A 23770-nucleotide genomic window follows, 5' to 3' on the forward strand; every position below is an offset into this window, starting at 1 on the left:
GCCCAGCCCACGTGGCCAACTATTGCACAAAGGTTGCAAACGTTTGTCGCAAGCGTGGTGTCTGAGTGAGAGGCTGCATCCCAAGGAGTTTAGATGAGTGCCGATAACGCCTACGCGGTCGAGCTGAAGGGACTGACCTTCAAGCGCGGGACGCGCAGCATCTTCAATAACGTCGATATCCGCATTCCGCGCGGCAAGGTCACGGGCATCATGGGGCCTTCCGGTTGCGGCAAGACCACGCTGCTGCGCCTGATGGGCATGCAATTGCGCCCCAGTGCGGGAGAAGTGTGGGTCAACGGCCAGAACCTGCCGACGCTGTCGCGCAGCGATCTGTTCGATGCACGCAAGCACATGGGTGTGCTGTTCCAGAGCGGTGCGCTGTTCACTGATCTTGATGTTTTCGAGAACGTGGCCTTTCCGCTGCGGGTGCATACCCAGCTGTCCGATGAGATGATTCGTGACATTGTGTTGCTGAAACTGCAGGCCGTAGGCCTTCGCGGCGCCATCGACCTGATGCCCGATGAATTGTCTGGTGGGATGAAGCGCCGTGTGGCGCTGGCGCGTGCCATCGCCCTCGACCCGCAGATTCTCATGTACGACGAGCCCTTCGTCGGTCAGGACCCCATCGCCATGGGCGTGCTGGTGCGTCTGATCCGTCTGCTCAACGATGCACTGGGCATCACCAGCATCGTGGTCTCCCACGATCTTGCAGAAACCGCGAGCATTGCCGATTACCTCTATGTAGTGGGCGATGGCCAGGTGCTGGGGCAGGGCACGCCCGAAGAGCTGATGAACGCCGACAACCCGCGCATTCGCCAATTCATGACCGGCGATCCTGATGGCCCGGTGCCTTTTCACTTTCCGGCGGCGGATTACCGCTCAGATCTTCTGGGGAAGCGCTGATGCGCAAGACATCTCTTATCGAGAAGGTTCGCCTTTTCGGTCGCTCGGGCATCGACATCGTCGAAGTGCTGGGCCGTTCGACGATTTTCCTGTTCCACGCATTGCTCGGCCGTGGCGGCATTGGCGGCGGCTTTGGCCTGCTGGTCAAGCAGTTGCATTCGGTGGGCGTGATGTCCCTGGTGATCATCGTGGTCTCCGGGGTGTTCATCGGCATGGTGCTGGCGTTGCAGGGCTTCAATATCCTGTCCAGCTATGGTTCGGAGCAGGCGGTGGGGCAGATGGTCGCCCTGACGCTGTTGCGTGAACTGGGGCCGGTGGTGACCGCCCTGCTGTTCGCCGGGCGCGCGGGCTCCGCGCTGACTGCCGAAATCGGCAACATGAAGTCCACCGAACAGCTGTCCAGCCTGGAAATGATCGGCGTGGACCCGCTCAAGTACATTGTTGCCCCACGCCTGTGGGCCGGCTTCATTTCCCTGCCACTGCTGGCGATGATCTTCAGCGTGGTCGGGATCTGGGGTGGTTCGTGGGTGGCGGTGGACTGGCTGGGCGTCTACGACGGCTCCTACTGGGCCAACATGCAGAACAGCGTGACGTTCACTGGCGACGTGCTCAACGGCATCATAAAGAGCATCGTGTTCGCCTTTGTTGTCACCTGGATCGCCGTATTCCAAGGCTATGACTGTGAGCCCACCTCAGAAGGGATCAGTCGCGCCACCACCAAGACCGTTGTGTACGCCTCGCTGGCGGTACTGGGCCTTGACTTCATTTTGACCGCCTTGATGTTTGGAGATTTCTGATGCAAAACCGCACTGTGGAAATCGGTGTCGGCCTTTTCTTGCTGGCTGGCATCCTGGCTTTACTCTTGTTGGCCCTGCGCGTCAGCGGCCTGTCGGCCAGCCCCACTGCCGACACTTATAAACTTTACGCATACTTCGACAATATCGCCGGTTTGACTGTCAGAGCTAAAGTGACCATGGCCGGTGTGACCATCGGCAAGGTCACGGCAATCGATCTGGATCGCGACAGCTTCACCGGCCGAGTGACGATGCAACTGGACAAGAAGGTAGATAATCTGCCGACTGACTCCACTGCATCTATTCTCACTGCGGGTCTGCTGGGCGAGAAATACATCGGTATCAGCGTGGGTGGGGAAACAGCCCTGCTCAAGGATGGCTCGACAATCCACGACACACAGTCGTCGCTGGTACTTGAGGACCTGATCGGTAAATTCCTGCTTAATACGGTCAATAAAGACGCCAAATGAGGAATCTGTTCATGATCTCTACCTTGCGACGTGGCCTGCTGGTGCTGTTGGCAGCGCTGCCGCTGATAGCTAACGCGGCAGGTTCTGCGCACGATCTGGTGCAGGACACGACCAACAAAATGCTGGCTGACCTCACTGCCAATAAAGAGCAGTACAAGCAAGATCCGAGCAAGTTTTACGATGCGCTCAATGCCATTGTCGGCCCGGTGGTCGATGCCGAAGGCATTTCCCGCAGCATCATGACGGTCAAGTATTCGCGCAAGGCGACGCCTGCGCAGATGCAGACCTTCCAGGAAAACTTCAAGAAAGGCCTGTTCCAGTTCTATGGCAACGCGCTGCTCGAGTACAACAACCAGGGCATTACCGTTGCGCCTGCCGGGGACGAGTCGGGTAATCGCACCAGCGTCAACATGAGCGTCAAGGGCAACAACGGTGCCGTCTACCCTGTGCAATACACGCTCGAGAAGGTCAACGGCGAGTGGAAGCTGCGCAACGTGATCATCAACGGTATCAACATCGGCAAGCTGTTCCGTGATCAGTTCGCTGACGCGATGCAGCGTAATGGCAACGACCTGGACAAAACCATCAACGGTTGGGCCGGTGAAGTCGCCAAAGCCAAGGAAACATCCGATAAAGAAGCCGGGAAGCCTGTGCAATGACCGAGTCGGCTGTTCGTCTTGGCGACGCCGGTGAGTTGTTCCTCAGCGGCGTGCTGGATTACCGCACCGGGCCTGAGCTGCGCAAGCAGGGTCAGGCGCTGATCAAAACCAGCACTGCGCCCGCGTTGGTGCTGGATTGTTCTGCCGTGACCAAGTCCAGCAGCGTCGGCTTGTCGCTGCTGCTGTGCTTCATGCGTGATGCTGAGGCGGCCAGGAAGCCGGTCAGCATCCGGGCATTGCCCGAAGACATGCGCGAAATCGCCGAAGTTTCCGGTCTGACCGAGCTGCTGGCGCATCCTTAATACACATTATTAAAGAGGCCCCCCGTCAGAGTCCTGCTATGCGGGGTTCGCAGGCGCGGGGCTTTTTTGTATGATGTGCGACCCGCGCGCACTGGGCGCCGATAGAGGTTGAGCATGCAGGCCCTAGAAGTTAAGAGCTTTCTTGAAGGAAAGCTGCCGGAAACGACCGTTGAAGTTGAAGGCGAAGGCTGCAACTTCCAGCTGAACGTGATTAGCGATGAACTGGCGGCACTCAGCCCGGTCAAGCGTCAGCAGCAGATCTATGCCCATTTGAACCCGTGGATCACCGATGGCAGCATCCATGCGGTCACTATGAAATTTTTCAGCCGCGCGGCCTGGGCCGAGCGCACCTGAGCCCCCAAGGCGTCGAGATTCTTATGGATAAATTGATTATTACCGGCGGTGCCCGCCTTGATGGCGAGATTCGCATCTCCGGTGCAAAAAACTCCGCCTTGCCGATCCTGGCAGCGACCCTGCTGTGCGATGGCCCGGTGACCGTGGCCAACCTGCCGCACCTGCACGACATCACCACCATGATCGAGTTGTTCGGTCGCATGGGTATCGAGCCGGTGATCGACGAGAAACTGGCCGTCGAAATCGACCCACGCACCATCAAGACCCTGATAGCCCCGTACGAACTGGTGAAAACCATGCGTGCGTCGATCCTGGTGCTTGGCCCGATGGTTGCCCGTTTCGGCGAAGCCGAAGTCGCCCTGCCTGGCGGTTGCGCCATTGGCTCGCGTCCGGTTGACCTGCACATCCGTGGCCTTGAAGCCATGGGCGCCGTTATCGACGTCGAAGGCGGCTACATCAAGGCCAAGGCGCCGGAAGGCGGCCTGCGTGGCGCCAACTTCTTCTTTGATACTGTCAGTGTGACCGGCACCGAGAACATCATGATGGCCGCTGCCCTGGCCAAAGGCCGCAGCGTCCTGCAAAACGCCGCGCGCGAGCCGGAAGTGGTCGACCTGGCCAACTTCCTGAACGCCATGGGCGCGAAGGTTTCCGGTGCGGGCACCGACACCATCACCATCGATGGCGTAGAGCGTCTGCATACCGCCACCTACAAGGTAATGCCTGACCGCATCGAGACCGGTACCTACCTGGTTGCCGCCGCCGTCACCGGTGGCCGCGTCAAGGTCAAGGACACCGATCCGACTATCCTGGAAGCGGTCCTGGAAAAGCTGCGCGAAGCCGGTGCGGAAATCACTACCGGTGAAGACTGGATCGAGCTGAACATGCACGGCAAGCGTCCCAAGGCCGTCAACGTGCGTACCGCTCCGTACCCGGCGTTCCCGACCGATATGCAAGCGCAGTTCATCTCCCTGAACGCGATTGCCGAAGGCACCGGTGCCGTGATCGAGACCATCTTCGAAAACCGCTTCATGCACGTGTACGAATTGCACCGCATGGGCGCGAAGATCCAGGTCGAAGGCAACACCGCCATCGTCACCGGCACCGAGAAACTCAAGGGCGCGCCAGTCATGGCCACCGACCTGCGTGCATCGGCCAGCCTGGTGATCTCGGCGCTGATCGCCGAAGGCGACACCCTGATCGACCGCATCTACCACATAGACCGTGGTTACGAGTGCATTGAAGAAAAACTGCAGATGCTCGGCGCGAAAATCCGCCGCGTACCGGGTTAGTCCCGGAAGCTGTAACGGTGGGGGAGGGTAATCTTTCTCCACAGGATTTGTTTCAAATCGAGGCTGTAATGGCCTCGATCTGTGTCCGGCGCCGTTTGCGACCGGACCGCAATAGCCTGATAAAGGATTGACGTTTCCCATGTTGACCATCGCACTGTCCAAGGGCCGCATCCTTGACGACACGTTGCCGCTTCTGGCTGAAGCGGGCATCGTGCCGACCGAGAATCCGGACAAGAGCCGCAAGCTGATCATCCCCACGACCCAGGACGACGTGCGCCTGTTGATCGTGCGCGCTACCGACGTGCCGACCTACGTTGAACATGGCGCGGCCGACCTCGGCGTCGCCGGTAAAGACGTGCTGATGGAATACGGTGGCCAGGGCCTGTACGAGCCGTTGGACCTGCGTATTGCCCTGTGCAAGCTGATGACCGCCGGCCGTGTCGGTGATGTGGAGCCGAAGGGCCGCCTGCGCGTGGCGACCAAGTTCGTCAACGTCGCCAAGCGCTACTACGCCGAGCAAGGCCGCCAGGTCGACATCATCAAGCTTTACGGCTCGATGGAGCTGGCACCGTTGATCGGCCTGGCTGACAAGATCATCGACGTGGTCGACACCGGTAACACCCTGCGCGCCAACGGTCTTGAGCCGCAGGACTTCATTGCCGACATCAGCTCCCGTCTGATCGTCAACAAGGCATCGATGAAGATGCAGCACGCCCGTATCCAGGCGTTGATCGACACGCTGCGCAAGGCAGTGGAGTCGCGACACCGCGGTTGACCTACCCGCGCGGCCCTGGGTCGCGCCCGTCTATCCGCCTCATAGCCAGAATTCTCAGGTGCCCAAGCGGATCGACTGCTAACTTTCGGCGCCTGAGCATTTTTGCCAATCCTATGAGGCCCTCGCTATGACCACGTCCACTGCAATTGCCCGACTCAACGCTGCCGACCCGGATTTCGCCCATCATCTGGATCATCTGCTGAGCTGGGAAAGCGTGTCCGACGATTCGGTCAACCAGCGGGTGCTCGACATCATCAAGGCCGTGCGCGAGCGCGGTGATGCGGCGCTGGTGGACTTCACCCGCCAGTTTGACGGTCTTGACGTCAAGTCCATGGCTGACCTGATCCTGCCCCGCGAACGCCTGGAGCTGGCCCTGACGCGCATCACCGCGCCGCAGCGCGAAGCCCTGGAAGTGGCGGCGGCGCGTGTGCGCAGCTACCACGAAAAACAGAAACAGGACTCCTGGAGCTACACCGAGGCCGACGGTACTGTGCTGGGCCAGAAGGTCACGCCGCTGGACCGCGCCGGTTTGTACGTGCCGGGTGGCAAGGCTTCGTACCCTTCATCGGTGCTGATGAACGCGATCCCGGCCAAAGTGGCGGGCGTGACCGAGGTGGTCATGGTGGTGCCGACGCCGCGTGGTGAAATCAACGAGCTGGTGCTGGCAGCGGCCTGCATCGCCGGTGTTGATCGGGTTTTCACCATCGGTGGTGCCCAAGCCGTTGCCGCCCTGGCCTATGGCACTGAAAGCGTACCGAAGGTCGACAAAGTGGTCGGCCCCGGCAACATCTATGTTGCCACTGCCAAGCGCCATGTGTTCGGCCAGGTCGGTATCGACATGATCGCCGGCCCTTCGGAAATCCTCGTGGTGTGCGACGGTCAGACCGATCCGGACTGGATCGCCATGGACCTGTTCTCCCAGGCCGAGCACGACGAAGACGCCCAGGCGATCCTGGTCAGTCCGGACGCCGAGTTCCTCGACAGGGTCGCGGCCAGCATCAATAAGCTGCTGCCGACCATGGAGCGCGCCGAGATCATCGAGAAATCGATCAATGGCCGTGGTGCGCTGATCCTGGTGCGCGACATGGAGCAAGCCATCGACGTGGCCAACCGCATCGCGCCGGAGCACCTGGAGTTGTCCGTCGCCGACCCACAAGCCTGGCTGCCGTCGATTCGCCACGCCGGTGCGATCTTCATGGGCCGCCACACCAGCGAGGCCCTGGGCGACTACTGCGCAGGCCCGAACCACGTGCTGCCGACTTCCGGCACCGCGCGTTTCTCGTCGCCGCTGGGGGTGTATGACTTCCAGAAGCGTTCGTCGATCATTTTCTGCTCGCCGCAGGGCGCTTCCGAGCTGGGCAAGACTGCCTCGGTGCTGGCCCGTGGTGAATCCCTCAGCGCGCACGCCCGCAGCGCCGAATACCGCATCCTTGAAGAGAAGGGGAACTGAGACATGAGCAAATTCTGGAGCCCTTTCGTCAAGGACCTCGTGCCTTACGTGCCCGGTGAACAACCGAAGCTGACCAAACTGGTCAAGCTCAATACCAATGAAAACCCCTACGGTCCGTCGCCCAAAGCGTTGGCGGCAATGCAGGCCGAGTTGAATGACAACCTGCGCCTGTACCCGGACCCCAACAGCGACCTGCTCAAACAGGCGGTGGCCACGTATTACGGGATCGACGCCGCTAAAGTCTTCCTCGGCAACGGTTCCGACGAAGTGCTGGCGCACATTTTCCACGGTTTGTTCCAGCACGACCTGCCGCTGCTGTTCCCGGATATCAGCTACAGCTTCTATCCGGTTTACTGCGGCCTTTATGGCATCAAGTCCGACCCGGTGCCGCTGGATGACCAGTTCCAGATTCGCGTGGCGGATTACGCCAAGCCCAACGGCGGGATCATTTTTCCCAACCCGAACGCGCCGACCGGCTGCGTGCTGGCGCTGGACGCGGTGGAGCAGATCCTCAAGGCCAGCCCGGATTCGGTGGTGGTGGTCGATGAAGCCTATATCGACTTCGGCGGTGAAACCGCGATCAGCCTGGTGGATCGCTACCCGAACCTGCTGGTCACCCAGACCCTGTCCAAATCGCGCTCACTGGCCGGTTTGCGTGTGGGCCTGGCCGTGGGCCACCCGGACTTGATCGAGGCGCTGGAGCGGGTCAAGAACAGCTTCAACTCCTATCCACTGGACCGCCTGGCGATTGTTGGCGCGGCGGCGGCGTTCGAGGACCGTGAGTATTTCGAGAAGACGTGCCGGTTGGTGATCGACAGTCGCGACAAGCTGGTCGCGCAACTGGAAGAGAAAGGCTTTGAAGTGCTGCCCTCGGCAGCCAACTTCATCTTTGCCCGTCACCCACGGCACGACGCTGCGGGCCTGGCGGCCAAGTTGCGTGAGCAAGGGGTGATCGTGCGGCACTTCAAGCAGGAGCGGATTGCCCAGTTCCTGCGGATCAGCATCGGTACGCCGGAGCAGAACCAGGCGTTGATCGATGGGCTCGGTGAGCTCTAAGCCACACTGAAGAGCAAAATGTGGGAGGGGGCTTGCCCCCGATTGCGGTGTATCAGTCAGCTAATGCATTGACTGACACACTGCTATCGGGGGCAAGCCCCCTCCCACATTGGGTTTCGCGGTACTGGTTAGAGCAACGGCTCATCCGACTTCTTGTTCTTCCAACCATCATTGCCCGGCAGCAGCAGGTTCAAGCCAATCGCCACCACCGCACACAGGGCGATGCCCTTGAGGCCGAAGTCATCCGGGCCGGTGCCGGTGCCGACCAGCACACCGCCAATCCCGAACACCAGGGTCACCGATACAATCACCAGGTTGCGCGCTTCGCCCAGGTCGATCTTGTGGCGGATCAGCGTGTTCATCCCTACCGCGGCAATCGAGCCGAACAGCAGGCACAGAATCCCGCCCATCACCGGCACCGGAATGCTCTGCAGCAACGCGCCGAACTTGCCGATGAACGCCAGGCTGATGGCAAACACCGCTGCCCAGGTCATGATCTTCGGGTTGTAGTTCTTGGTCAGCATCACCGCGCCGGTCACTTCGGCGTAGGTGGTGTTGGGTGGGCCGCCGAACAGACCGGCAGCCGTGGTGGCAATGCCGTCACCCAGCAGGGTGCGGTGCAGGCCGGGCTTCTTCAAGTAGTCGCGACCGGTCACGCTGCCCACCGCAATCACGCCGCCGATATGTTCGATTGCCGGGGCCAGGGCCACCGGGACGATGAACAGGATCGCCTGCCAGTTGAATTCCGGCGCGGTGAAGTGGGGCAGGGCGAACCACGGGGCCGCCGCGATCTTCGCCGTGTCGACCACGCCAAAGTAGAACGACATGGCGAAGCCCACCAGCACGCCGGAGATGATCGGCACCAGGCGGAAAATGCCTTTGCCGAACACCGCCACGATCAAGGTGGTCAGCAGCGCAGGCATCGAGATCATCATCGCGGTCTGGTAATGGATCAGCTCAGCGCCATCACCGGCTTTACCCATCGCCATGTTCGCGGCAATCGGCGCCATGGCCAGGCCGATGGAGATGATCACCGGCCCGATCACCACGGGCGGCAGCAGCCGGTCGATAAACCCGGTGCCTTTGATCTTCACTGCCAGGCCCAGGAAGGTGTACACGAAACCCGCCGCCATCACCCCGCCCATGGTCGCCGCGAGGCCGAACTGGCCCTTGGCGAGAATGATCGGGGTAATGAAGGCAAAGCTCGATGCCAGGAAGACCGGCACCTGGCGCCCCGTCACCACCTGGAACAGCAACGTGCCCAGGCCAGCGGTGAACAGTGCGACGTTTGGATCAAGACCTGTGATCAGTGGCATCAACACCAGCGCACCAAATGCTACGAAGAGCATTTGTGCGCCAGACAGGATCTGGCGCCAAAGCGGGTCGTTGAATTCATCCTGCATGCTCACGCGTCCTTCTGCTTGGTGCCGAAGATCTTGTCACCGGCATCGCCCAGGCCTGGGATGATGTAGCCGTGTTCATTCAGGCGCTCGTCGATGGAGGCGGTGTAGATCTGCACATCCGGGTGGGCCTTCTCGACGGCGGCAATGCCTTCGGGCGCGGCCACCAGCACCATGGCGCGTATGTCCTTGCAGCCGGCTTTTTTCAGCAGATCGATAGTGGCAACCATGGAGCTGCCGGTGGCGAGCATCGGGTCGATGATCATCGCCAGGCGCTCGTTGATTTCCGGGACGAGTTTTTCCAGGTAGGTGTGGGCCTGCAAGGTTTCTTCGTTGCGGGCCACGCCCACGGCGCTGACCTTGGCGCCCGGTATCAGGCTGAGGACGCCTTCGAGCATGCCGATACCGGCGCGCAGGATCGGCACCACGGTGATTTTCTTACCGGCGATTTTCTCGACCTGGACGGGACCGGCCCAACCAGGGATTTCGTAGCTCTCCAAAGGTAAATCCTTGGTCGCTTCGTAGGTGAGCAACGCTCCGACTTCCTGAGCAAGCTCACGGAAGTTCTTCGTGCTAATGTCGGCGCGGCGCATAAGGCCGAGCTTGTGTCGGATCAGCGGGTGGCGGATCTCGCGAGTGGGCATGGGAAAGGCTCCGGCGGCGGGCAAAAAAACCGGCCTAGATTAATCTATCCGAGGGTGTTGTCCTATAGACATCTAGTACGTTAGTCCATTAAGGCTTGCTCGGAGCGCACGAGAAGCGTACCTTCGCCCGCTTTTCTTGCCACAGCACCCCCTTGGAGAGCGCCATGTCCGCTGATCTCGAGCATATCCGTCAAATCATGCGCGAGGCTGACTGCCTGTACACCGAAGCGCAAGTCGAAGAAGCGATCGCCAAGGTCGGCGCACACATCAGCCGCGAAATGGCCGACACCAACCCGGTGGTCTTCTGCGTGATGAACGGTGGCCTGATCTTCGCCGGCAAATTGCTGACCCACCTGCAATTCCCGCTGGAAGCGTCCTATCTGCACGCCACCCGTTATCGCAACGAAACCAGCGGCGGCGACCTGTTCTGGAAGGCCAAGCCGGAAGTCTCGTTCATCGACCGCGACGTGCTGATCATCGACGACATCCTCGACGAAGGTCATACCCTGGGCGCGATCATCGACTTCTGCAAACATGCCGGCGCGCGCAAAGTGCACACCGCCGTGCTGATCGACAAGGACCACGACCGCAAGGCGCGTCCGGACCTGAAAGCCGATTACGTCGGCCTGCCGTGCATCGACCGCTACATCTTCGGTTACGGCATGGACTACAAAGGCTACTGGCGCAACGCCAATGGCATTTTCGCCGTCAAAGGGATGTAAGCCATGGCCCGCTTTCTTGATCAGACGCTGTTTGCCGAACTGGCCGAGAAAGCGGCCATCCACCCCCGTGGCCGGCACCACCATAACTTCCACCAGATGGAAGAACCCTGCCATCGCCTGGCGGTGGGCCTGCAACCTGACACTTATGTACCGCCGCATCGGCACCTGAGTGCGGACAAGGCAGAAACCTTGCTGGTGCTGCAGGGCCGCTTGGGCTTGCTGGTCTTCAACGAAACCGGCGAGGTCGTTGCCAAGCGTGTCATGCAGGCTGGCGGTGAATGCGCCGGTGTCGATCTGCCGCCGGGGGTGTTCCATGGCCTGGTGGTGCTGGAGCCCGACACGGTGATGTTCGAGTGCAAGGCCGGGCCTTATCGTCCGGTGGGCGAGGGCGAACAGCCCGACTGGGCGCCCCGCGAAGGCGAGGCCGGTGTGGCCGAGTACCAACGCTGGATGCTTGCCCAGTTCGATTGAGCTACAGTGCTGGGCCCACCTTGCCGGAGCGGCCCATGAGCCTGTTGATACGCACCTGCGCCGCCCTGGCGCTGACCCTCAGTTTGCCGCTGGCTGCCGCGCCTGCGCCGATGCACAGCCAATTCCTGCCTTCGGACGACCTGACCCTGCGCGCTGAAGCGCCGGAGCAGCAGCAACTGTTGCAAGTCACCGACTACGCGGTGGTGGTGGGCAACCAGCGCCAGTCCAGCCAGCAGCCGATCCCGGTGACCTCGCCGCTGATGATCCGTCTCAAGGGCAAGTCCCTGAACAAAGGTGCGACCATCGCCCAGGTGGTGCTCAATTTCGACGCCGAAAGCAAAAGCCTGAAAAAGCCGGTGTATGACGACTCCAGCAAAACCCTGACGCTGTCTTACCCCTTGGCCCAATACCGGGTGATTGTCGACCTGCTGCGCAATGACACGGTGTATGTACAGTTCCTCAGTTATGCCAACGGGCATATCTGGGCGGATTTGCACACGGGTGCGGTTAAAGCCAGGTAGGCCCCGCCTACACAAGCCCGCGCCCCGCAGGTAGACTTCAAACCCCGTGTAAATGTCTGCAGGCTGGAGTCGGTAATGCGTAAAGATAAGAAACAGGTGATTGGTGACGAGATCGGCGACGATCAGATCAAGTTGTTCCTGGACTTCGAGCCGGTCGACGCAACTTCTCCGTCCCTGCACAAGCTGATCAAGGCCTACCGTGGCCTGCGTATCGACGATTTCGAGCGGTTCCTGGGTTTCTTCAAGGAAGCCGGCCTGGACCTCGACGGCAAGGATGCGCATGGCCAGACCTTCGTCGACCTGATCAAGGACCAGCGCAACGCGGACGAGTACATCGAACTGATCGAAAACGCTCGCGGCTGATTATCCGATACACAAAAAAAACGCCCCGTTCTCATGCCGAGAACGGGGCGTTTTTTATTGCCTCAAGGCCTCAAGCGTAGCTCTCGGTCTCGGCGGCAGGCTCAACCAGTTCCAGGCTGATGTTGTTCTGCGCGTTGATCTTGCGATACAACTCGGCATCCGTTTCCAGGACCTTTTCACGGGCCGGGAAGATCTCGTGCAGTTTGGCAGCCCACTCACCGGCGGCTTTTTCCGGGAAGCACTTCTCGATCAACTCCAGCATGATCGAAACGGTCACCGAAGCACCCGGGGACGCGCCCAGCAGCGCCGCGAGCGAGCCGTCTTTGGCCGCGACCAGCTCGGTGCCGAATTGCAGCACGCCGCCTTTTTTCGGGTCTTTCTTGATGATCTGCACCCGTTGGCCGGCCACTTCCAGGCGCCAGTCTTCGGCTTTCGCCTCGGGGTAGAAGCGGCGCAGGGATTCCAGGCGCTGCTCCATGGACTGCATCACTTCGCTGACCAGGTACTTGGTCAAGTCCATGTTGTCGCGGGCCACGGCCAGCATCGGGCCGATGTTGCCGGCGCGAACCGACAGCGGCAGGTCGAGGAACGAGCCGTGCTTGAGGAACTTGGTGGTGAAACCGGCGTAAGGCCCGAACAGCAGGGACTTCTTGCCATCGACCACGCGGGTGTCCAGGTGCGGCACGGACATCGGCGGCGAACCCACGGCAGCCTGGCTGTAGACCTTGGCCTGGTGGTGCTTGACCACTTCCGGGTTGTCGCAACGCAGCCACTGGCCGCTGACCGGGAAGCCGCCAAAGCCTTTGCTTTCTTCGATGCCCGAGGCTTGCAGCAGCGGCAGGGCCGCGCCGCCGGCGCCGAGGAACACGAACCTGGCGTCGACTTCGCGGCTGCTGCCGCTGTTGACGTCCTTGATGCTTACGGTCCAGCCCGCGCCGTTGCGCTTGAGGCCGGTGACGCGCTTGCTGTACTTGACCTGGGCGTCTGCCGAGCTGGTCAGGTGGCTGAGCAACTGGTTGGTCAGCGCGCCGAAATTCACGTCCGTGCCGTTCATTACACGGGTGGCTGCGATTTTCTCGTCGAGCGGACGCCCCGGCATCATCAGCGGCATCCACTCGGCCATCTCGCTACGGTCTTCGGTGTAGTGCATGTCCGAAAACGCGTGGTGCTGGCTGAGGGTTTCAAAGCGCTTCTTGAGGAAGGACACGCCTTTTTCGCCCTGCACGAAGCTCAGGTGCGGCACCGGGCTGATAAAGGACCTGGACGAGCCAAAGGTGCCCTTTTTGGTCAGGTACGCCCAGAACTGCTTCGACACCTCGAATTGGGTGTTGATGTGCACGGCTTTCTTGATGTCGATGGAGCCATCGGCGGCCTGCGGCGTGTAGTTCAGCTCACACAGCCCGGCGTGGCCGGTACCGGCGTTGTTCCACGGGTTGGAACTTTCCGCGGCACCCGAATCCATCAGCTCAACGACTTCCAGCTTCAGGCCGGGGTCGAGCTCTTTGAGCAGTACGGCCAGGGTGGCGCTCATGATGCCGGCCCCTACCAGTACTACGTCGACTGCTTCGTTATGCGCCATTTAACGCGTCTCCAAAATCTGCAGCACCAAATTGACGGCATGGCTGCCAGGAGTGATGGGGCGGTTCACGTGTTGCCCCAGGTTACCCATGGCCAGGATCGCCATGTCCGATTCGCAATTCTTTGCATGTTCAGCGCACGCTTCCTGCCGGGCTAATCTGCCTATGAACGCATTCATGGGCGCCTGTGGCAATTCGACTTATGGTCAAAGCGTGCGATTCGTGCAACCAATCCGTAGCGGACAGGCTCAAGCTCCCGTTGTTGAGGAGTACTCGATCCTGTGTGGTTGGGCTGTTCCAGACGCTGATGGTGCTTGTACAAACGCCAAACTATTCATTTGCTCGCCACACTCTTGTGAAGTTGTGAAAACCCGTTTTTTCACGCTCTTTTGAAGACGTGAACCTCAAAAAAGGGCTGCCCCAGCCTGGCACCTGGCCCCTAGCCGACACGCGGCAAAACGGGCAAACAACTCAAGTGGCCGAGCGCAATGGCAGCTCTGGCAGATTCGGCAAAGGCGGGTGGTTTGCAAAGAAAACAGCAAGCGCGCCAGCTTCACTCGATCTGTGTGGGCGGCTCTCTGTGGGCGATTCTTGGAGCTAATGCCGAGGCATTAACGATGCTGCGAGGCCCGATCAGGAGACGTCCTTATAATCGGGGGGAGATTGTAGCGAAGAACGCCAGGGAAATGGGCGTGTTTTATGACTTTTATTAGGCGTTCGGTCAGGCGGCCAACGGTTGGTGACGCGACGGCTGCGCTGCACGTGGGCTGACACGAGCGCTGGCCGGCAGCGGGTGGTGCATCCAGCTCAGGCGGATTTCATCGATTTCCACCCAGCCGTCGCCTACAGGAGGCTGGCAGCACTCTTTGAAGGCCTGGCAACGGCCTTGCACATCGAGCAGGGCGAACTGGCGAAGGGCGGGTTTGCGCGTGAACAGTGACCAGATAAATTGCATGGCGACAGACCTCTTGGGATTGGGGCCAAGCTTGCCTGTCGGGCATGACGGCTCTGTGTATCAGCCGTGACATATCAGTGACATCGAACCGCTACAGTCTGTGCAGGTCTCAGGTTGTAACTGGCGCTAGTTCCCGGCACTGGCGCACCGCTATACTGCCCGCCTGTCGGTACCCGATTTCTGGAGAGAAGAGCATGTTGCAACGCCTGTTGTTCGGTTTGATCACTGTGACCAGTTTGACCCTGGTTGGCTGCGCCAACAGCCCGCAACAACTGACCCCGGAACCAAAAATCACCACGCAGTTGGCCCCCGTGGGTCACGGCCAGCCGGTGTCGGTGCGTGTGGTGGATGGTCGTCCGTCGCCTACGCTCGGTTCGCGCGGCGGCCTGTATCCGGAAACCGCCCTGGTCTCGGTGAATGCTCAAGACGTACTGCCCAAGCTGCAGGCCCAGGCCGAAGCTGCCGTGCGCCTGCTGGGTTTCACCCCGAGCCCCAACGCGCCGGGTGCTCCGCAGTTGACGATCACCCTGGCCGAATTGAAGTACCAGTCGCCTAAAGACGGCCTGTACGTGACCGAAGCATCCATCGGCGCCACCTTCAAGTCCGACGTCACCGCCGGCACCCGTCGCTACAGCGGCCGCTACGGTGCGTCCCTGAACCAGCGTTTCGGTATGTCACCGAACCAGGAAACCAACACCAAATTGGTCAGCGACGTGCTGAGCGATGCCTTGACCCGCCTGTTCAAGGACCCAAGCATCGGTTCGTTGCTCAGCGCGCAATAACCGGTCCTTAAAAAGCCGGGCTCATCACTGAGCCCGGTTTTTTTTCGTCTTCAGTTTCATGCAGCCGTGTCGATACAGAAATCCAGCAGGCTCACCCCGGTCAACAGATCGGCCTCCGGCAGGTCGGCATGCTGGTGTCCGCCAAGGGCGCAATACACCAGCCAGTGGCGGTCCTGGACGTTGAAGGCCAGGCCGCCGATCAGCGCTTCCTGCTCATCGCTCGGGGCGATCAGATACAGCCGATCCTGGTTTTGCGCGTGCAGCATGACAAGCTCCTGAAACGTCGAAGGGCAACAGAGTGGCTTGTTAAGGTGACGTTCAGGTGACGCTGTAAATTACTGGATACATTAGCCGTCAATGGGGGAGGGAGCATTTCAGGCGCCGGAGGCCACTATCGTTCAGGTTTGTATCTGAACCGATACCAAAACACTGTTTTGCCGAGGTTTGCGATGGCGCTGCCCGCACTTTTGACCAATGTTGTTGCTTTGGCCGTGGCCTGTCCGGGCGCGGCGCTGCTGTTCATTACCCGCCTGCGCGAACAGCGCGCCATGGCCGACCTCACCGCGCAGAGCGAAGATCGCGCAATTGATCAGCCGATGTTGTTTCTGGATGTGCGCACCGAACGGGCGCATCGCCTGGCTTACCGCGTCGGGTTTGCCTGCCTGGGCGTGGCGCTGGCCATCTCCTGGCTCAGCACCCATCTTTAAACACGCCACAAAGCACATGTGGGAGGGGGCTTGCCCCCTCCCAGATTTGGAGCGGTGTTTTACAGAGGAATGCCGGCCTTGACCCGATACTGATTGCGCACCGGCGTCGCATATTGCACCACCAGGAACGGCCGGTGCTCAGCCGGGCAGTCATTCAGACGTCGCTCCCACTCCGCCTTCGCCTTGGCCAGTTCATCAGCCGGGAACACTTCGGCCGCCGTCGGCACCTGCAATTGCGGGTCGGCGTCGCTCCACTGGGCGTAGGCCAGGTAATGCACCGGGAACAACCGGTAGCCCCCCAGAATCTGCCGGTCCATTTCTGCGGCCAGCAACTTGGTGTCTTCGAAACGCTCGGTAATCGGCGGCGCGAAGTTAATGTGCACGCGACCCTTGTAGCCGGTGATGCCCAGGGCAATGCTCACATCATCTTCGCCCTGCGCCTTGACGTAGGTGCCGGTGGTCGCGCGGATGTACAGCTCGCGGGCCTTGGCTGAATCACACGGGTCGTATTCGTAGCTGATGGACACCGGCGTCAGGTTCAGCGACTGGATCACCTCGGCAAACGGCTCGTCCTTGCGGCTGACGTGGAACATCTTGAGGATCGCCGACTCGGTACGGTCATCTCCATCCTTGGCGCGCCCTTCGGCCTGGGCGATCCAGATCGACGCACCGTCGTTGCGGATCGAATGGTTGATGTAGGCCGACAGCAGCTGATACGCCGCCATCTTCTCTTTGCGCCCGGTGATCGAGCGGTGCACGATGAAACTCTTGTTCAGGCGCATCAGGTCGCTGACAAACGGCTTTTGCAGCAGGTTGTCGCCAATGGCGATGCGAGGTGTCGGCAGGCCGGCGTGGTATACCGCATAGTTGACGAAGGCCGGGTCCATCACGATATCGCGGTGGTTGGCCAGGAACAGGTAGGCGGTGCCGGACTTGAGCTGCTCGACCCCGGTGTAGGTCACGCCGTCGGTCGCCCGGTCAATGGTGTGGTCGACGTAGTACTCGACTTTGTCCTGCAGCGTGGCCACGGTGGTGACGCCGGCGAATTCACGGCGCAGTTTGCGGGCGATCATCGGCTTGAGCAGCCAGCCCAGGGCGCCGGCGAAGCGCGGGAAGCGGAAGTGGGTCAGGATGTCCAGAAAGGCCTTGTCACTGAACAGACGTGCCAGCACTGCCGGGACTTCGCTGTCGTTGTAAGGTCGGATGGTATCGAATTCGCCCATCATGCTCTCTTGTTAGAAACGGCTAGGGTAAGTAAAGGAAATACCAGGGTGCGGCCCGAGTAATGGGCTCGGCCAAAAATAGCCCTGTAAATAGACCGGCGATTATACGCACAAGTCACCTTGGAGGCTGCGATGCTGGAAAACGCGACGTACGATTGTCCTTATTGCGGTGAAGTGGTCGAGACAACGGTGGATTTGTCCGGGGGGGATCAGGTTTATATAGAGGACTGCCAGGTGTGCTGCCGACCGATCATTTTCGATCTGCAGGTACATGGCGAAGAATGGATGCTTGAAACCCGTAGTGAAAACGAATAGCGGGGACGCTGATGCAACGAATCTACGAACCGGAAAACCTGATGGAGGGCGAGCTGCTGCAACAGATGCTCGCCAGCGAAGGTATCGAGGCGCACCTGGTGGGGCGTCATTTGCTCGGTGGCACCGGCGAATTGCCCATCTTCGGCCTGCTGGGCCTGGAGGTGGACAATGACCGCGCCCTGTACGCCCGCGAGTTGATTACCGCCTATATCGGCGCACAACCGTTGCCGGGCGACGAACCCGACAGCTTCCCCGACGTGCTGGTCTGTTAGGCTGTCGGTCGGTTTACCCAAGAGTCGTGTTACCCCATGTGTGGACGTTATGCCCTGTTTCGCTGGACCCCCGCTTTTGCTGCCCTGCCGGGCTTTCCGGCCGACCAGCAGGCCCAATGGAACATTTCCCCGAATGATTCTGTGCTGATCCAGCGCGCCGCCGACGGCCAGCGCACCCTGGCTCGCGCCCGCTGGGGGCTCACCCCGCCCTGGTTGACCGATCTTTCCCGTACCCCCGCCCACGCCCGCGCCGAAACCCTGGCCGAACAGCCGATGTTTCGCGAAGCGTTCCGCCAGCGTCGCTGCCTGCTACCGGCCAATGGGTTCTACGAATGGCGTGGCACCCAGCGCAAGCGCCCGTACTGGCTGACACCGGGGGAGGGCTCCACGTTGTTTTTTGCCGCGATCTGGGAGGCCTACCCGGTGCAGGAACAGGTGTGGCTGAGCACCGCGGTAGTGACCCAGGCCGCGCAGGCCCAGCGTCGGCCACTGATTCTGGATGAGGCCGGACAGGCAGCCTGGCTCGACCCCGAGACGCCGTTGCATGTGTTGCAAGGCCTGCTGGCCAGCGAGCCGAGCGCGTTGCGCGAGCGGGTCCTGGCCAACATGGTCAATGATCCCAAGCTTAACGGGCCGGAGTGCCTGACCCCGGCTTAAACCTTGAACTGATTGATCAGCCGGCGCTGCTGCTCGGCCAACTTGGTCAAGTCGGCACTGGCCGCACTGGATTCATCCGCGCCGCCCGCCACTTCATTGGCCACCTGGCCGATATTGATCACGTTGCGATTGATGTCCTCGGCCACCGCGCTCTGCTCCTCGGCGGCACTGGCGATCTGGGTGTTCATGTCGTTGATCACCGACACCGCCTGGGTGATGGTCTCCAGTGCTTCGGCCGCCTTGGCCGCGTGTTGCACGCTTTCATCGGTGCGGTTCTGGCTGTCCTCCATCACCCGCACCACATCCCGCGTGCCTTGTTGCAACTGCTGGATCATGGTCTGGATTTCTTCAGTGGCCTTTTGCGTCTTCTGCGCCAGGTTGCGCACTTCGTCGGCGACCACGGCAAAACCACGACCTTGCTCGCCGGCCCGCGCCGCCTCGATGGCGGCGTTGAGTGCCAGCAGGTTGGTCTGCTCGGCAATCCCGCGAATCGCCGTGAGGATGGCGTTGATGTTTTCGCTGTCCTTGGCCAGGGTTTGCACCACACCGACGGCCTTGCCGATTTCCTCGGCGAGCGTGCCGATGGAGGTGGAGGTGTCACGCACAATACGCATGCCCTGGCTCGCGGCCTGGTCGGCATGGCTGGCGGCCTGTGCGGCTTGGGTGGCATTGCGTGCAACGTCTTGCGCAGTGGCGGTCATCTCATGCACGGCGGTGGCGACCTGGTCGATCTCCACCATCTGTTTATGCACACCCTGGTTGGTACGGATCGCGATATCAGCGGTGTGCTCCGACGAGTCGCTGACCTTCTGCACCGAACTCACCACCTGGGTGATCATGCCTTGCAGCTTGATCAGGAAGGTGTTGAAACCGTTGGCAATCGCGCCCAGTTCGTCGGCGCGATCACTGGTCAGGCGCCGCGTCAGGTCACCTTCGCCCTGGGCGATGTCATTGAGCATCGCGACCATTTGCTTGAGTGGCCGGGCGATGCCGTGGCCTACCAGCCAGATCACCAGCAGGCCGATACCGGCGATCAGCAGGCCGGCGATGGTCATGCCGAAAATATCGGTCCTGCGTTGGGTTTCCAGGTCGCTTTGCAGTTTCTGCGAGTCGGCCATTACGGCACTCAAAGGCAGCTGCATCATCAAGGTCCAGCGCGCATCGGTCTGGCCGATGTTGAACGGCAGGAACAACTCGATATGCCCGTGCTCCTTGTCGATGTCGTAGCGCACTTCGCCGATTTTCAGCTGGCCGAGGTTGGCCAGTTCATTGCTGTCGAGCAGGTCGCTGGCCTTTTCGCCGAGTTTGCTGGCGTCCTGGGTGTAGGCTACCAGGCGGCCGTTGCTGGAGATCAGCGCCAGTTCACCGGCACCGTTGTAGAGTTTCTGGTCGGCCCCGGTCAGCATGTCCTGGATGAAGTTCACCGACAGGTCGGCGCCGACGATCCCCTGGAACGTGCCATCGATCATGATTGGCTCGATAAACGAGGCCAGCATCACCATCGCGTTGCCCACCTTGTAGGGCGCGGGGTCGATGACACAGGCCTTTTTGCTTTCCTTGGAGCACAGGTAGTACTCGCTGGCGCGCACGCCTGTGGAGAGGATTTTCTGGTCGGCCACGTCGGCCAGTTTATCCATGCCCAGGCTGCCATCTGCGTTGCGGTACCACCACGGCAGGAAACGTCCGTCGGCGCCCATGCCGACAATCGGGCTGTTCACGTAGGCCGCGTCGTTGTGATCGATAGCGTTGGGCTCCCAGCCGATGTAGGCGCCGAGGATTTTTGGATTGCGTACCACGGTTTCGTGCAGCAGGTTGATCAGTTGCTCGCGGCCAACCTGCAGGGCGGGTTCACCCTTCGCGTCTTTCATGCCGAGCAGTGCGTTGGTAGTGGCCAGGCTTTTGGCGGTTACCAACGGCGCTTCCAATTCACGCTGGATCAGCGTGGCCTGGGTTTGCGCCAGGGCGGTGAGGCGCTGTTCGATAATCTGTTCGAACTGCACCTGGGTGCGCTTCTGCACCATCTCCTGGGTGCGCGCGCCGGCAAACAAGGCGTAGAGCACCAGCACCGCCACTACGCTCAGGACAATGGCCCCGGCCAGGGCCGCGACAGAAAATTGAATCGACTTGAATTTCATGAAAGCTCCGGGCGCAGGGGAGAGGGCCTGTCTTGTGTATCGGCCGAGGGCGAGGTGGGCATGAGGAGGGCGCCGGCAAAATAGGGGGCTGTGTCGCAAACAGAATGCTCGGCGCCGCCGCTGACATGTGAGATGTATCGGAAAATCAGCGGTTACATGTCTGGTGTATCTGGCGTCGATACAAATGTGCGCCTACGATACGCGCCATGTTTAAGGGCTTGCTATCAGGGAGAGTGTTGATGAAGAAGTCATTGGTGATAAGTGGTTTGGTCGCGGCGATGCTGCTGGCCGGGTGTCAGTCGGTCAATACCACCAGCGGCGGTGCTGTCGGGGTAGAGCGCAAGCAGTACATGTTCAGCATGCTGTCGAGCCAGGAAGTCGACCAGATGTATGCCCAGTCCTACCAGCAGACCCTGGGGGAGGCCAGCAGCAAGGGCCAACTGGACAAGACCAGCGCCAACGCCAAGCGCGTGCAGGCCATCGCCAACCGCTTGATCGCACAGGCGCCGACGTTCCGTGCGGATGCGGCGCAGTGGAAGTGGGAAGTGAACCTGATCAAGAGCGATGAGATGAACGCCAACTGCGGGCCTGGCGGCAAAATCTTCGTGTACAGCGCGTTGATCGACAACCTTAAGCTCACCGATGACGAGCTGGCCGCCGTGATGGGCCATGAAATCGCCCACGCCTTGCGTGAGCATGGCCGCGAAGCCATGTCCAAGGCCTACGGGATCGAGATGGCCAAGCAGGGGGCCGGTGCGTTGTTCGGCCTCGGCCAGGACAGCCTGGCCCTGGCCGATACCGTGGCCAACTACGGCATGACCTTGCCCAACAGCCGCAGCAATGAAAACGAAGCGGACCTGATCGGCCTGGAGCTGGCGGCCCGTGCCGGCTACAACCCGAACGCGGCGATTACGCTGTGGAACAAGATGGCCAAGGCTTCGGAAGGCGCACCACCGGAGTTCATGAGTACTCACCCGGCTTCCGACAGCCGAATCGCCTCGTTGCAGGCGGCGATTCCGAAGGTGATGCCGTTGTACCAGCAGGCCAAGAAATCCTGACCTTTTGAAGATCTAAATGTGGAAGGGGGCAAGCCCCCTCCCACAGGAACCCTTAGATCCACCCGCTGCTTTGCATGGCTTTGTACACGGCCACAATGGCCAGGATGAAAAACGCTGTAGCGGCCAAGCGACGAATCAACGTCAACGGCAGTTTCTCCGCCGCGAAATTCCCCGCCAAAACCACCGGCACGTTGGCAATCAGCATGCCCAGGGTGGTGCCGATGATCACCAGCCACAGCTCCGGATACTGCGCCGCCAGCATCACCGTGGCGATCTGCGTCTTGTCACCGATTTCCGCCAGGAAGAACGCGATCAGCGTGGTCAGGAACGGCCCGAATTTGCGTGTGGTGCTGGCTTCGTCATCGTCGAGTTTGTCCGGCACCAGGGTCCACAGCGCCGTGGCGCAGAAGCTTGCCGCCAGGATCCAGTGCAACACCGCATCCGAGAAGAAACTTCCGAACCACGCCCCCACGGCACCGGCCGCCGCATGGTTGGCCAGGGTCGCGGCAACGATGCCGGCGATGATCGGCCAGGGTTTGCGAAAGCGTGCGGCAAGGATGAGCGCGAGCAGTTGCGTCTTGTCGCCGATTTCGGCCAAGGCAACGATTGCGGTGGGTACGAGCAATGAATCCAGCATCAGGTAGGTTTCCAGGGGCGGGTCGACACGGCTATGACACGTACAGCCTTCCCGCCCCGGGTAAGGTGTGCGTGTCATAGGTCTTGTCAAACCCCGGTCCGTCTGTGCGGACTCCTGGGTCGCATACGCCATGGTCTGCTGACCAAGTATGTTGACGTATGCCGGACGAGCGTGGCGCTCGTGGGAGACTACTCCCCTAGGACGCTGCGGATTCTGCCTAGGCAAAATCCATTCGGCAAGCCTTCTTTTTCAAACGCCCGTCAGCCGCGCTTGGCACGGTAGATGCGAAAACCGTTGCCTTCGGCCTTCACCGCACACACGCCCAGATGCTCTTCGATCAAAGGCTGGTACTTCAGGAAGCTGTTGGCAACCAGGCGAAGTTCGCCGCCCTTTGCCAGGTGTTTCGCCGCTTTTCGCAGCAGATTCTCGGTGGCGAAATAATCGGTATGCACACCGACATGGAACGGTGGATTGCTCAGAATCGCGTTCAAACCCATCGGTGCCGCGTCGATGCCATCGCCGGTCAATACCTCGGCTTCCAGACCATTTGCGGCCAGGGTCAAGCGACTGCTGGCGGCGGCGAAGGCGTCCACGTCGAGCATCGTCACCGTGTTGTGCGGATAGCGCCGTTTGACCGCAGCCCCCAGCACCCCAGCGCCGCAACCAAAGTCCAGCAGATGTCCGCTCGGCAGTTTGTCCAGGTGCTCCAGCAGCAGCTCGGTGCCGCGATCCAGACGGCCGTGGCTGAACACCCCCGGCAAGCTCACTACCTTCAGCGGGCCTTCGGTCAATGGCACTTCGAAGACCTGCGCCAGGCTCTCCAGCTCGACCGCTTGGGGGGCGTTGACCACGGTGATCTGCCACAGTTGGCAATGCCGCGCGCTGTCGAGTTTGCGCGGTTTGCCGAAGGGGATTAGCTGTTTGGCGGCGCTTTCGATCCCGGCCTTTTTCTCGCCGACCAGGAACAGCTCGGCGCCGGGCAAACGGGCGGCCACGGCGTTGAGCAGATAGTCGGTCAGGTCCTTGGACTTGGGCAGGAAGATCACCGCTGTATCAAACGCCCTGTCAGGCACGTTCACGCCAAACTGGCTGCGCTCAGGGAAACGTGCGTCGAGTGCCGCCTGGTCGCCGGCGTGCCAGCTCCAGCCGTGGGCGTTGGGCAGGCGACCGAGCAGATCGTCGGCGGGCAAGCCCACCAACAGCAGGTTGCCTTGAAAAAGTTCGGCCTGGCGAAGCAGTACTTCACTGCGCGGATCCATGGTCTGCTCCTTGAAAAGGG

At 60.8% G+C, this 23770-nt stretch carries 29 protein-coding genes, 1 pseudogene and 1 riboswitch; of the genes and pseudogenes, 20 read left to right on the top strand and 10 right to left on the bottom strand.

What is annotated here, in order from left to right; genetic code table 11:
• Window positions 1–93 precede the first annotated feature (93 nt).
• The 10 genes from AC3WP7_RS01135 to hisC all read left to right on the top strand — a co-directional run bounded on the left by AC3WP7_RS01135 (window position 94) and on the right by hisC (window position 8052).
• A complete protein-coding gene (locus tag AC3WP7_RS01135) occupies window positions 94–903 on the top strand; it encodes an ATP-binding cassette domain-containing protein (RefSeq protein WP_003171811.1) in 810 nt (269 codons plus the stop codon).
• Entirely contained in the window at window positions 903–1700 is a 798-nt protein-coding gene (gene mlaE / locus AC3WP7_RS01140) for a lipid asymmetry maintenance ABC transporter permease subunit MlaE (RefSeq protein ID WP_003188592.1), read from the top strand. The genes AC3WP7_RS01135 and mlaE overlap by 1 nt, the downstream gene beginning before the upstream one ends.
• Window positions 1700–2167 (top strand): outer membrane lipid asymmetry maintenance protein MlaD, encoded by a 468-nt coding sequence (mlaD, locus tag AC3WP7_RS01145; protein WP_017845975.1) that lies wholly within the window; start codon window positions 1700–1702, stop codon window positions 2165–2167. The genes mlaE and mlaD overlap by 1 nt, the downstream gene beginning before the upstream one ends.
• A gap of 11 nt (window positions 2168–2178) precedes the next feature.
• Window positions 2179–2826 carry an MlaC/ttg2D family ABC transporter substrate-binding protein gene (locus tag AC3WP7_RS01150; RefSeq protein ID WP_092240748.1) on the top strand — a complete coding sequence of 216 codons (648 nt, stop codon included), beginning with the start codon at window positions 2179–2181 and terminating at the stop codon, window positions 2824–2826.
• Window positions 2823–3128, top strand: a complete 306-nt coding sequence (locus AC3WP7_RS01155; RefSeq protein WP_071491154.1) for an STAS domain-containing protein — start codon at window positions 2823–2825, stop codon at window positions 3126–3128. Before AC3WP7_RS01150 ends, AC3WP7_RS01155 begins: the two co-directional genes overlap by 4 nt.
• Window positions 3129–3242: 114 nt before the next feature.
• A complete protein-coding gene (locus tag AC3WP7_RS01160) occupies window positions 3243–3482 on the top strand; it encodes a BolA family protein (protein ID WP_003188597.1) in 240 nt (79 codons plus the stop codon).
• A 23-nt stretch (window positions 3483–3505) separates the two neighbouring features.
• Window positions 3506–4771 (top strand): UDP-N-acetylglucosamine 1-carboxyvinyltransferase, encoded by a 1266-nt coding sequence (gene murA / locus AC3WP7_RS01165; RefSeq protein ID WP_010213103.1) that lies wholly within the window; start codon window positions 3506–3508, stop codon window positions 4769–4771.
• A 139-nt stretch (window positions 4772–4910) separates the two neighbouring features.
• Window positions 4911–5546, top strand: coding sequence for an ATP phosphoribosyltransferase (hisG, locus tag AC3WP7_RS01170; protein ID WP_003188599.1), 636 nt, complete (start codon window positions 4911–4913; stop codon window positions 5544–5546).
• Between the two features lie 127 nt (window positions 5547–5673).
• On the top strand, window positions 5674–6996 hold the full coding sequence (gene hisD / locus AC3WP7_RS01175; RefSeq protein WP_092240750.1) for a histidinol dehydrogenase: 1323 nt from the start codon (window positions 5674–5676) through the stop codon (window positions 6994–6996).
• 3 nt (window positions 6997–6999) lie between these two features.
• Window positions 7000–8052, top strand: coding sequence for a histidinol-phosphate transaminase (gene hisC / locus AC3WP7_RS01180; RefSeq protein WP_102591608.1), 1053 nt, complete (start codon window positions 7000–7002; stop codon window positions 8050–8052).
• 128 nt (window positions 8053–8180) lie between these two features.
• Here hisC and AC3WP7_RS01185 read toward each other — a convergent pair whose 3' ends face one another.
• The gene (locus AC3WP7_RS01185) at window positions 8181–9455 is read right to left on the bottom strand and encodes a uracil-xanthine permease family protein (RefSeq protein WP_092240754.1); all 1275 of its coding nucleotides are present in this window, start codon (window positions 9453–9455) and stop codon (window positions 8181–8183) included.
• 2 nt (window positions 9456–9457) lie between these two features.
• Window positions 9458–10096, bottom strand: a complete 639-nt coding sequence (upp, locus tag AC3WP7_RS01190) for a uracil phosphoribosyltransferase (protein ID WP_024073483.1) — start codon at window positions 10094–10096, stop codon at window positions 9458–9460.
• Window positions 10097–10260: 164 nt separating this feature from the next.
• On the opposite strand from upp, the gene AC3WP7_RS01195 reads away from it, so the two are divergent.
• The 4 genes from AC3WP7_RS01195 to AC3WP7_RS01210 all read left to right on the top strand — a co-directional run bounded on the left by AC3WP7_RS01195 (window position 10261) and on the right by AC3WP7_RS01210 (window position 12173).
• Window positions 10261–10818, top strand: a complete 558-nt coding sequence (locus AC3WP7_RS01195) for a hypoxanthine-guanine phosphoribosyltransferase (RefSeq protein WP_058422982.1) — start codon at window positions 10261–10263, stop codon at window positions 10816–10818.
• A 3-nt stretch (window positions 10819–10821) separates the two neighbouring features.
• Entirely contained in the window at window positions 10822–11289 is a 468-nt protein-coding gene (locus tag AC3WP7_RS01200; protein ID WP_093119817.1) for a WbuC family cupin fold metalloprotein, read from the top strand.
• Window positions 11290–11324: 35 nt separating this feature from the next.
• Window positions 11325–11810, top strand: a complete 486-nt coding sequence (locus tag AC3WP7_RS01205) for a hypothetical protein (protein ID WP_071491159.1) — start codon at window positions 11325–11327, stop codon at window positions 11808–11810.
• A gap of 75 nt (window positions 11811–11885) precedes the next feature.
• Window positions 11886–12173, top strand: coding sequence for a PA4642 family protein (locus tag AC3WP7_RS01210; RefSeq protein ID WP_058422979.1), 288 nt, complete (start codon window positions 11886–11888; stop codon window positions 12171–12173).
• A gap of 70 nt (window positions 12174–12243) precedes the next feature.
• Here the strand turns inward: AC3WP7_RS01210 and mqo are convergent, their stop codons facing one another.
• Window positions 12244–13752: a malate dehydrogenase (quinone) gene (gene mqo, locus AC3WP7_RS01215; RefSeq protein ID WP_092240758.1), complete on the bottom strand. Its 1509-nt coding sequence runs from the start codon at window positions 13750–13752 to the stop codon at window positions 12244–12246.
• Between the two features lie 719 nt (window positions 13753–14471).
• Window positions 14472–14705: a hypothetical protein gene (locus AC3WP7_RS01220; protein ID WP_092240760.1), complete on the bottom strand. Its 234-nt coding sequence runs from the start codon at window positions 14703–14705 to the stop codon at window positions 14472–14474.
• 194 nt (window positions 14706–14899) lie between these two features.
• On the opposite strand from AC3WP7_RS01220, the gene AC3WP7_RS01225 reads away from it, so the two are divergent.
• Window positions 14900–15487, top strand: coding sequence for a YajG family lipoprotein (locus AC3WP7_RS01225; protein ID WP_071491162.1), 588 nt, complete (start codon window positions 14900–14902; stop codon window positions 15485–15487).
• Between the two features lie 56 nt (window positions 15488–15543).
• Here the strand turns inward: AC3WP7_RS01225 and AC3WP7_RS01230 are convergent, their stop codons facing one another.
• The gene (locus AC3WP7_RS01230) at window positions 15544–15753 is read right to left on the bottom strand and encodes a hypothetical protein (protein ID WP_092240762.1); all 210 of its coding nucleotides are present in this window, start codon (window positions 15751–15753) and stop codon (window positions 15544–15546) included.
• 183 nt (window positions 15754–15936) lie between these two features.
• Between AC3WP7_RS01230 and AC3WP7_RS01235 the strand changes: the two genes are divergently transcribed.
• On the top strand, window positions 15937–16194 hold the full coding sequence (locus AC3WP7_RS01235) for a hypothetical protein (protein ID WP_092240764.1): 258 nt from the start codon (window positions 15937–15939) through the stop codon (window positions 16192–16194).
• A gap of 59 nt (window positions 16195–16253) precedes the next feature.
• Here AC3WP7_RS01235 and AC3WP7_RS01240 read toward each other — a convergent pair whose 3' ends face one another.
• Window positions 16254–17417 (bottom strand): 1-acyl-sn-glycerol-3-phosphate acyltransferase, encoded by a 1164-nt coding sequence (locus tag AC3WP7_RS01240; RefSeq protein ID WP_170856024.1) that lies wholly within the window; start codon window positions 17415–17417, stop codon window positions 16254–16256.
• A gap of 132 nt (window positions 17418–17549) precedes the next feature.
• Here AC3WP7_RS01240 and AC3WP7_RS01245 point away from each other — a divergent pair, with 132 nt between their 5' ends.
• Genes AC3WP7_RS01245 through AC3WP7_RS01255 form a run of 3 tightly spaced genes read left to right on the top strand, consistent with a single transcriptional unit; the run spans window position 17550 to window position 18661 of the window.
• On the top strand, window positions 17550–17732 hold the full coding sequence (locus tag AC3WP7_RS01245) for a CPXCG motif-containing cysteine-rich protein (RefSeq protein ID WP_071491166.1): 183 nt from the start codon (window positions 17550–17552) through the stop codon (window positions 17730–17732).
• A gap of 11 nt (window positions 17733–17743) precedes the next feature.
• On the top strand, window positions 17744–18004 hold the full coding sequence (locus AC3WP7_RS01250; RefSeq protein ID WP_071491167.1) for a putative signal transducing protein: 261 nt from the start codon (window positions 17744–17746) through the stop codon (window positions 18002–18004).
• A 36-nt stretch (window positions 18005–18040) separates the two neighbouring features.
• On the top strand, window positions 18041–18661 hold the full coding sequence (locus tag AC3WP7_RS01255) for an SOS response-associated peptidase (protein ID WP_071491168.1): 621 nt from the start codon (window positions 18041–18043) through the stop codon (window positions 18659–18661).
• On the opposite strand, the gene AC3WP7_RS01260 is transcribed toward AC3WP7_RS01255, so the two are convergent.
• Window positions 18658–19500: a methyl-accepting chemotaxis protein gene (locus AC3WP7_RS01260; protein ID WP_371918697.1), complete on the bottom strand. Its 843-nt coding sequence runs from the start codon at window positions 19498–19500 to the stop codon at window positions 18658–18660. The two genes, AC3WP7_RS01255 and AC3WP7_RS01260, sit on opposite strands and share 4 nt — an antisense overlap.
• A 15-nt stretch (window positions 19501–19515) precedes the next feature.
• Window positions 19516–20796 (bottom strand): annotated as a pseudogene (locus AC3WP7_RS01265) (methyl-accepting chemotaxis protein); the annotation flags it as partial.
• 239 nt (window positions 20797–21035) lie between these two features.
• Between AC3WP7_RS01265 and AC3WP7_RS01270 the strand changes: the two are divergent.
• Window positions 21036–21854, top strand: a complete 819-nt coding sequence (locus AC3WP7_RS01270; protein WP_071491170.1) for a M48 family metallopeptidase — start codon at window positions 21036–21038, stop codon at window positions 21852–21854.
• Between the two features lie 52 nt (window positions 21855–21906).
• On the opposite strand, the gene AC3WP7_RS01275 is transcribed toward AC3WP7_RS01270, so the two are convergent.
• Together AC3WP7_RS01275 and AC3WP7_RS01280 are read right to left on the bottom strand one after the other, a co-directional pair.
• Window positions 21907–22491 (bottom strand): TMEM165/GDT1 family protein, encoded by a 585-nt coding sequence (locus tag AC3WP7_RS01275; RefSeq protein WP_004372026.1) that lies wholly within the window; start codon window positions 22489–22491, stop codon window positions 21907–21909.
• Between the two features lie 88 nt (window positions 22492–22579).
• Window positions 22580–22701: riboswitch (yybP-ykoY riboswitch) on the bottom strand.
• 50 nt (window positions 22702–22751) lie between these two features.
• A complete protein-coding gene (locus tag AC3WP7_RS01280; RefSeq protein ID WP_071491171.1) occupies window positions 22752–23750 on the bottom strand; it encodes a methyltransferase in 999 nt (332 codons plus the stop codon).
• Window positions 23751–23770 lie beyond the last annotated feature (20 nt).

Source organism: Pseudomonas sp. FW305-3-2-15-C-LB1 (assembly GCF_058787615.1).

Coding starts and splice junctions, on each gene's coding strand:
- AC3WP7_RS01230 (WP_092240762.1), bottom strand. CDS start 15,753: ATGCTGCACGCGCAAAACCAGGATCGGCTGTATCTGATCGCCCCGAGC.
- AC3WP7_RS01195 (WP_058422982.1), top strand. CDS start 10,261: ATGTCCGCTGATCTCGAGCATATCCGTCAAATCATGCGCGAGGCTGAC.
- AC3WP7_RS01150 (WP_092240748.1), top strand. CDS start 2,179: ATGATCTCTACCTTGCGACGTGGCCTGCTGGTGCTGTTGGCAGCGCTG.
- hisC (WP_102591608.1), top strand. CDS start 7,000: ATGAGCAAATTCTGGAGCCCTTTCGTCAAGGACCTCGTGCCTTACGTG.
- AC3WP7_RS01200 (WP_093119817.1), top strand. CDS start 10,822: ATGGCCCGCTTTCTTGATCAGACGCTGTTTGCCGAACTGGCCGAGAAA.
- AC3WP7_RS01270 (WP_071491170.1), top strand. CDS start 21,036: ATGAAGAAGTCATTGGTGATAAGTGGTTTGGTCGCGGCGATGCTGCTG.
- murA (WP_010213103.1), top strand. CDS start 3,506: ATGGATAAATTGATTATTACCGGCGGTGCCCGCCTTGATGGCGAGATT.
- AC3WP7_RS01155 (WP_071491154.1), top strand. CDS start 2,823: ATGACCGAGTCGGCTGTTCGTCTTGGCGACGCCGGTGAGTTGTTCCTC.
- AC3WP7_RS01135 (WP_003171811.1), top strand. CDS start 94: ATGAGTGCCGATAACGCCTACGCGGTCGAGCTGAAGGGACTGACCTTC.
- mqo (WP_092240758.1), bottom strand. CDS start 13,752: ATGGCGCATAACGAAGCAGTCGACGTAGTACTGGTAGGGGCCGGCATC.
- AC3WP7_RS01240 (WP_170856024.1), bottom strand. CDS start 17,417: ATGGGCGAATTCGATACCATCCGACCTTACAACGACAGCGAAGTCCCG.
- AC3WP7_RS01245 (WP_071491166.1), top strand. CDS start 17,550: ATGCTGGAAAACGCGACGTACGATTGTCCTTATTGCGGTGAAGTGGTC.
- AC3WP7_RS01260 (WP_371918697.1), bottom strand. CDS start 19,500: ATGATCACCCAGGTGGTGAGTTCGGTGCAGAAGGTCAGCGACTCGTCG.
- AC3WP7_RS01225 (WP_071491162.1), top strand. CDS start 14,900: ATGTTGCAACGCCTGTTGTTCGGTTTGATCACTGTGACCAGTTTGACC.
- AC3WP7_RS01205 (WP_071491159.1), top strand. CDS start 11,325: ATGAGCCTGTTGATACGCACCTGCGCCGCCCTGGCGCTGACCCTCAGT.
- AC3WP7_RS01280 (WP_071491171.1), bottom strand. CDS start 23,750: ATGGATCCGCGCAGTGAAGTACTGCTTCGCCAGGCCGAACTTTTTCAA.
- AC3WP7_RS01185 (WP_092240754.1), bottom strand. CDS start 9,455: ATGCAGGATGAATTCAACGACCCGCTTTGGCGCCAGATCCTGTCTGGC.
- AC3WP7_RS01235 (WP_092240764.1), top strand. CDS start 15,937: ATGGCGCTGCCCGCACTTTTGACCAATGTTGTTGCTTTGGCCGTGGCC.
- mlaD (WP_017845975.1), top strand. CDS start 1,700: ATGCAAAACCGCACTGTGGAAATCGGTGTCGGCCTTTTCTTGCTGGCT.
- AC3WP7_RS01255 (WP_071491168.1), top strand. CDS start 18,041: ATGTGTGGACGTTATGCCCTGTTTCGCTGGACCCCCGCTTTTGCTGCC.
- mlaE (WP_003188592.1), top strand. CDS start 903: ATGCGCAAGACATCTCTTATCGAGAAGGTTCGCCTTTTCGGTCGCTCG.
- AC3WP7_RS01250 (WP_071491167.1), top strand. CDS start 17,744: ATGCAACGAATCTACGAACCGGAAAACCTGATGGAGGGCGAGCTGCTG.
- AC3WP7_RS01275 (WP_004372026.1), bottom strand. CDS start 22,491: ATGCTGGATTCATTGCTCGTACCCACCGCAATCGTTGCCTTGGCCGAA.
- AC3WP7_RS01160 (WP_003188597.1), top strand. CDS start 3,243: ATGCAGGCCCTAGAAGTTAAGAGCTTTCTTGAAGGAAAGCTGCCGGAA.
- hisD (WP_092240750.1), top strand. CDS start 5,674: ATGACCACGTCCACTGCAATTGCCCGACTCAACGCTGCCGACCCGGAT.
- hisG (WP_003188599.1), top strand. CDS start 4,911: ATGTTGACCATCGCACTGTCCAAGGGCCGCATCCTTGACGACACGTTG.
- AC3WP7_RS01210 (WP_058422979.1), top strand. CDS start 11,886: ATGCGTAAAGATAAGAAACAGGTGATTGGTGACGAGATCGGCGACGAT.
- AC3WP7_RS01220 (WP_092240760.1), bottom strand. CDS start 14,705: ATGCAATTTATCTGGTCACTGTTCACGCGCAAACCCGCCCTTCGCCAG.
- upp (WP_024073483.1), bottom strand. CDS start 10,096: ATGCCCACTCGCGAGATCCGCCACCCGCTGATCCGACACAAGCTCGGC.